General features: G+C 36.8%; 4 protein-coding genes. All 4 read left to right on the top strand.

The features are described from left to right. Positions 1–291: 291 nt before the first annotated feature. From HT678_RS11140 to HT678_RS11125, 4 genes are read left to right on the top strand one after another with little or no spacing between them, the layout of a single operon-like run. Positions 292–1,980, top strand: a complete 1,689-nt coding sequence (locus tag HT678_RS11140) for a site-specific DNA-methyltransferase (RefSeq protein ID WP_050971680.1) — start codon at positions 292–294, stop codon at positions 1,978–1,980. A gap of 1 nt (position 1,981) precedes the next feature. Next, positions 1,982–2,611 carry an SLATT domain-containing protein gene (locus tag HT678_RS11135; RefSeq protein WP_050223618.1) on the top strand — a complete coding sequence of 210 codons (630 nt, stop codon included), beginning with the start codon at positions 1,982–1,984 and terminating at the stop codon, positions 2,609–2,611. Between the two features lie 31 nt (positions 2,612–2,642). Continuing rightward, complete coding sequence (locus tag HT678_RS11130; protein ID WP_050223617.1) at positions 2,643–5,720, top strand: DEAD/DEAH box helicase family protein; 3,078 nt, start codon at positions 2,643–2,645, stop codon at positions 5,718–5,720. Positions 5,721–5,733: 13 nt separating this feature from the next. Continuing rightward, positions 5,734–6,186 carry a CFI-box-CTERM domain-containing protein gene (locus HT678_RS11125; protein ID WP_050223616.1) on the top strand — a complete coding sequence of 151 codons (453 nt, stop codon included), beginning with the start codon at positions 5,734–5,736 and terminating at the stop codon, positions 6,184–6,186. Positions 6,187–6,458: the final 272 nt, after the last annotated feature.

Genomic DNA, 6,458 nt, shown 5'->3' with positions numbered 1-6,458 from the left:
CAGCACAGCACAGCACAGCACAGCACAGCACAGCACAGCACAGCACAGCACAGCACAGCACAGCACAGCACAGCACAGCACAGCACAGCACAGCACAGTACAGCACAGCACACAGGTGAAAACTCTGGACTTGAGAAATTAACTCTCACTTCAAAAGATGTTTTTACAGATAATATTTCAAAAATTGGTCAACTTTTTCCTGAAGTTCTGACGGAAAAGAGGGATGAATACGGCAGATTACGTTCTGCGATTGACTTTGAGAAGCTTAAACAGTTTTTATCAGAGGAAATTGTGGATGGTCGAGAATCCTATGAGTTTACTTGGGTTGGAAAGCGTGAAGCTATTGCAGAAGCTGGGCGACCAACTACCAAAACCCTAAGACCAGATCTTGATGAAAGTGTTGACTTTGAAAACAGTGAAAATGTCTTTATTACTGGAGATAATTTAGAAGTCTTGAAAATCTTACAAGAATCCTATCTAGGAAAAATTGATATGATTTATATCGATCCACCCTATAATACAGGGAAAGACTTTGTATATTCTGATAAGTTCCAAAAAACAGACGAAGAGTTGAAGGAAGAGATGGAACTTTTGGATGAAGAAGGGCGCCAGGTCATTGGGCTCACAAAAAATGAAAAAAATTCGGCCCGTTATCACTCAGACTGGCTCAATATGATGTATCCACGCCTCCGCCTAGCTCGTAACCTCCTCAAAGATTCAGGTGTCATCTTTATCTCTATCGATGATAATGAACAAGCTAATCTGAAAGCTATCTGTGATGAGATATTTGGGGAGGAGAATCTCGTTCAAACGATTGCTTGGAGAAGAAGTGATAATCAGCCTAATATAGGTAAAGCTGCTAGAGTAAAAGAATATATATATGTGTATTCAAAGGATTATTCTAGAGTTACATATGGACGGTTACCACTTTCAGATACAGCTAAGAAAGAATATGCTTATGAAGATTCAAAAGGAAAATATGGGAGAGGCATCCTACGTGATGAAGTTCGAGGAAGGTTTAATTATGAAATTCTAAGTCCTGCTGGAAAAGTACTTATGGGACCATGGATGGTTTCGGAAAAAGATTTTCACCAACTTTTAAAAGATGACAAAATTCATTGGCCAGAAAATGGAGGAGTTCCAAGAACAAAGATATATTTAAGTGATGCAATGAAGAATGGTCAACTATCTAATGATTTTTGGAATGTAGAGTTTGGAACAAATCAACGTGCCAATACTGAAATTAAGAAGTTATTTGATTTTAGAGTATTCGATTTTTCTAAGCCGACAAAACTATTATTAAATTTGTTAGGATTAGGTGCAAGTATAGAAACCGCCCTTATTCTTGATTTCTTCGGTGGTTCTGGTACTACGGCAGACGCAGTTATGCAACTGAATGCTGAAGATGGTGGAAATCGTAAGTTTATCCTATGTACTTTGGATGAAGAAGTAGCTGATAAGTCTGCTGCTAAAGAAGCAGGTTATGAAACTATTGATCAGATTTCACGTGAGCGGATTCGTCGTGCTGCTGCCAAGATTCAGGAGGAGTATCCTGAGTTGGTTGGCAAGCAGGACTTTGGATTTAAGGCTTATAAGTTAGACTCTTCTAATTTCAAAGATGTTTCAGCTCGACCTAATCAATTTATCCAGGGAGAACTATTTGATAGTGTATCCAATATCAAGGAAGGACGTACTGGCCTTGACTTACTTTTCCAAGTGATGCTGACATGGGGAATGGAACTGTCACTAGCCATTGACTTGGAGAAAGTAGCAGGCGCAGAAGTTTATGATGTAGATCAAGGATCACTTATGGCTTGTTTTGAAGATGAAATATCAGAAGAAGTTATCCATCATATCGCTCAAGCACAACCACTCCGTGCTGTTTTCCGTGATAGTTCATTTGCCAATTCAGCAGATAAGATTAACGTAAGTGAAATCTTCAAAGAATTATCACCTCATACAAAAGTGAAGGTGGTGTAATGTGAGCGAAATTCTAGATTTTAAAGATAGAGATATAGACTATGAGATTAATTTAAAATGCAATTCGATAGATATTGTGCGTTCAGCTAGGATTAATACGAGTAAAAGATTGTACGAATATGCTGAAAATAAAGATAGATTAGCTTTGTCGGCTTTGTTTTCCATATATTCTTTGCTTGTCCAGAATTTTGTTGCTAAGTTGAATTATAATGAGAGAGCTCTGAAACTACATTATCATCAGTTGGAATTAGAAGACTTTTTACTTGAATTAAAATCAATTATTTTCCAAAGATCACTTAGTGATGATGAAAAAATTAAAAAATACCAACAGATAATGTCAAGGTATCAAATTAGTTTACGAGGAAATGAAAATCATTCAGATTATGATCATAAGTGTGCTAAAAAGTATCAGAAGAAAAAATATGGTCAAGGCAATTCGCAATCTGACAAGGAATCTAAAGTAACAGATGAGACAAGTGAAGATGATAAGAAAAAGTGTTGGCTGAAAAATGCCTTTATTTATATTGAGCAATTTATCAAGAGATATGATTTTAGTTGGAATAAAATCATTATTTGGTTTCAATATTTATTGATTCCATTAGTTCTTATCTGGTATTTGGTTTTATCTTAAAAGTAATAAATTCTAAAGAAGAAAATAAATTATGAAACTACAATTTAAAAAACAACAATTTCAGTTGGATGCGGTGAGTGCCATTGCAGATTTATTTCAAGGGCAAGCCAAACATACTGGAGTTCAGTATATGGCGGATCCAGGTCGTCTCAAGTCAGATGAGGTAGATTTGGTTTTAGATGCTTATCGAAATGCACCGATTCAATTGAGTCAAGCAAGTGTACGAGAAAATGTTCATGCCATGCAAACTCGCTATGGTTTACGCCCTTCTGATAGTCTTTCTATTGATATGATTGCTGGAAGAGAAGCTTATAATTTTTCAATAGAGATGGAGACGGGAACAGGGAAGACCTACACTTATATCCGTACAATTATGGAGTTGAATAAACGGTATGGCTGGCTTAAATTTGTCATTGTCGTTCCAAGTGTTGCTATTCGTGAAGGAGTTCTCAAGTCTCTTCATATTATGTCAAGCCACTTTCAGATGGAGTATGGGAAGCAACCACGCTATTTTGTTTATGATTCCTCACGTTTAGGTGATTTGGATAGTTTTGCCAATTCGTCAGACCTTCAAATCATGGTCATCAACTCTCAAGCCTTTAATGCGAAAGGGAAAGATGCGAGACGGATTCATTCTGAACAGGAAAGTTTCCGTTGGCGTCGTCCAATTGACGTCTTGGCAGCTATGAATCCGATTATGATTATTGATGAACCTCAGTCTGTTGAAGGGAAACAAACCAAGGAAAGACTAAAAGATTTCAAGCCATTGTTTACGCTACGTTATTCGGCTACCCATAAAGAAAAACATGATATGGTTTATAGATTGGATGCCATGGATGCTTACAATCAAAAATTAGTGAAGAAGATTGCAGTTAAGGCTATTGAGCAAACTGGGACGACTGGGACACAAGGATATCTATATCTACAAGAAATCATTCCACAAAAAACAGGAGCACCCAAAGCAAAAGTTGAGTTTGAAGTAAAAACGCAGTCAGGTGTTAAGAGGAAATTGAAGGTGGTGGAAGAACCCTTTGATTTGTACGCTGAATCAGGGAATTTATCTGCTTATAAAGGAATGACCCTTAGTCACTTTGATGCAAGAGAGAACAAACTTCAAGTTGGTGTGACGCAAGAACTTCATGTCGGTGAAGTGATAGGGGAAGTGGATGAGTCGAGCATCAGAAGAATTCAAATCCGAGAGACTATAAAAAGTCATATCGAAAAGGAAAGTAAACTGTACAATCGAAGAATTAAAGTATTATCCCTATTTTTCATCGATGAAGTGGCTAAGTATAAGCAATATGATGAACATAATGATGCCTATAATGGTGAATATGCTCAGATTTTTGAAGAAGAATATCGAAATCAAGTAAACCAGTTTATCCAAACACAGGAACCAACTCCTTATCGTCGATATTTGGAGGCTAATCTTGAGGGAAATTCAGTTCATGCCGGTTACTTTTCGGTAGATAAAGTGAAGAAGTCAGATAAGACCATTTTTGTGGACTATAAATCTGCCAGTGAAAAGAAAAATAATCTTTCAAATGACATTGATGCCTATGACTTGATTATGAAGGACAAGGAGCGTTTATTGAGCTTTGAAGAGCCAGTTCGTTTCCTCTTTTCTCACTCAGCTCTAAAAGAGGGATGGGATAATCCTAATGTCTTTCAAATCTGTACGCTGAAGCAATCTTCAGCAGAGACTCGAAAACGTCAAGAAATCGGTCGTGGTATGCGTTTAGCAGTTGACCAAAACGGAATTCGTCAGGATTTTGAACTCTTAGGAAATGATGTTCATGAAATCAATAAACTGACAGTAATTGCAAATGAAAGTTATGATCAATTTGCTCGAAGTCTACAAGAAGAAATCAAAGAACTCTTAGCAGAACGTCCTGTAAAAGTGGATGTTACTCTCTTTACGAATAAAGTTCTAACCAATCAAGAAGGTCAAACAATACGAATTACCAAGGAACAAGCAGATTCGATTCATTTTGATTTGATTCGACAAGGCTATATAGACCGTGAAGGGCAATTGACTGCAGAATATTTTACTACAAAAGAAAATCATCAGTTACAACTGTCTGAAACACTAGCAGGTTATGAGGATAAGCTGGTAGAGATATTGGAGAGCGTTTATCATGCTGGACAGTATGAAATTGAAAATGCCAATCATTCAGTCATTCAGTTCTCAAATGAGGTCAATCAAGAAAATATTGCTCGAAAAGAATTCTTAAATCTCTGGAAGCAAATCAATCGAAAGACCAGCTATCAAGTAGAATTTGATGATGCGGAATTGGTAAAACATTCGGTTGACTATATCAATGAGAAATTAGTCGTTAGCAAACCAAGTTTCCAAATAACTCAAGCAAGTGCAGCAGATATGAGTAAAGAAGAGGGACTGAACTTTACGGTAGCTGAAAATGATCGCCAACAAGAATATCTAACGGATTCGCAGATTATGACCAAATATGATTTGCTAGGGGAGATTGCTGAGCAGACTGGTTTAACTCGTAAATTGGTTGCGGAAATATTAAGTAAAATCTATGTCTACCAATTTGACAAGTTTAAACAAAATCCAGAAGAGTTTATTTTTAAGGTTTCAAAGCTTATTAATGAACAAAAAGCAAGTCAAATTATCAAGCATATTCAGTATAATGTGTTAAATGAAGAGTATGATATGGACTTGTTTTATGACAATCCTGAAACTGCTAACAGATCAGATGATCACTTACTTGAATCCAAAAAAGGGATTTACAATTTTGTAAAAGTTGATTCAAATACGGAGAAGACGTTTAAAGAATCTTTGGAACAATACGAGGATGTTCGTGTTTATGTGAAGTTACCAGGGAAGTTCAGTATTGCGACTCCACTTGGAAACTATAACCCTGACTGGGCAATCGCCTTCCGTGAAGGTAGTGTCAAGCATATCTATTTTGTTGCAGAAACAAAAGGCTCTATGTCTAGTCTTCAATTAAAACAAGCTGAGCAAGCAAAAATTTCCTGTGCGCGTGCTCATTTTAAAGCGTTAGCTCAAGCTGGATTGATTAATGATCAGCACATCTATGATGTGGTTTCAAGTTATGAGGAATTATTAAATATTGTAAGATAGGGAGGTAAAAGAAATGGAATTTATTGTATATCGTAAGGGAAGAGAAGTAGCTGTTTTTCAACGTAGGAGTGATGCAGAGAGATATGTGCACTCTAGAACTGGATTTTTTGGTGAACCAGATGCTTACTATCAGATTGAACAAAGAGGTTGTTATTTGACAGAAGCAGCTGTAACTTACAAGGGATTGGCAGATGACTGTGATGAATTGATGACTTTGCGAAAATTCAGGGATTCTTATCTAGCTTTTAAAGATGGTGGTCAGGAGGAAATTGAATCCTACTATAAGATGGCTCCTCAGATTGTTGCCAAGTTAGAAGAACATTCAAATCGTGAGGAAATACTAGAGTCTATCTGGTCAGGACTTGTCTTACCTTGTGTTTCCTTGATTAAAATAGGAGAGAATCAAACTTGCCATCAATTGTATAAAACATATACACTAGAATTGTCTCAAAAAGTGGTCCAATAAAACGAGTAGAGTATAGGAAAAGAGTTCGGGTCCTCGCTAACTTGTATAGTGAAGAGACCCCCTATTCTATTTAGATCCCCAATACCAAAACAAACGTGTCAAACTAATCACTAATAGAACATACTTGGAAGATTTTGAATGGAATGAGGAAGATACAAAGGAAGACAATTTCTCTAGCTGGCTTGATGAAATGGTAGGATTGTAAGGGGGGATTTTTACCCCTTGGGTTTTAAGAGTATATATAATTAAGATAAACGTAACCGCCCAATAAC

The organism is Streptococcus sp. 3167, assembly GCF_013277175.1.
In the GTDB taxonomy this organism is placed as follows: domain Bacteria; phylum Bacillota; class Bacilli; order Lactobacillales; family Streptococcaceae; genus Streptococcus; species Streptococcus pseudopneumoniae.
The sequence above is the reverse complement of the archived record's forward strand: the minus strand, read 5'-3'. Positions and strand labels throughout refer to the sequence as shown.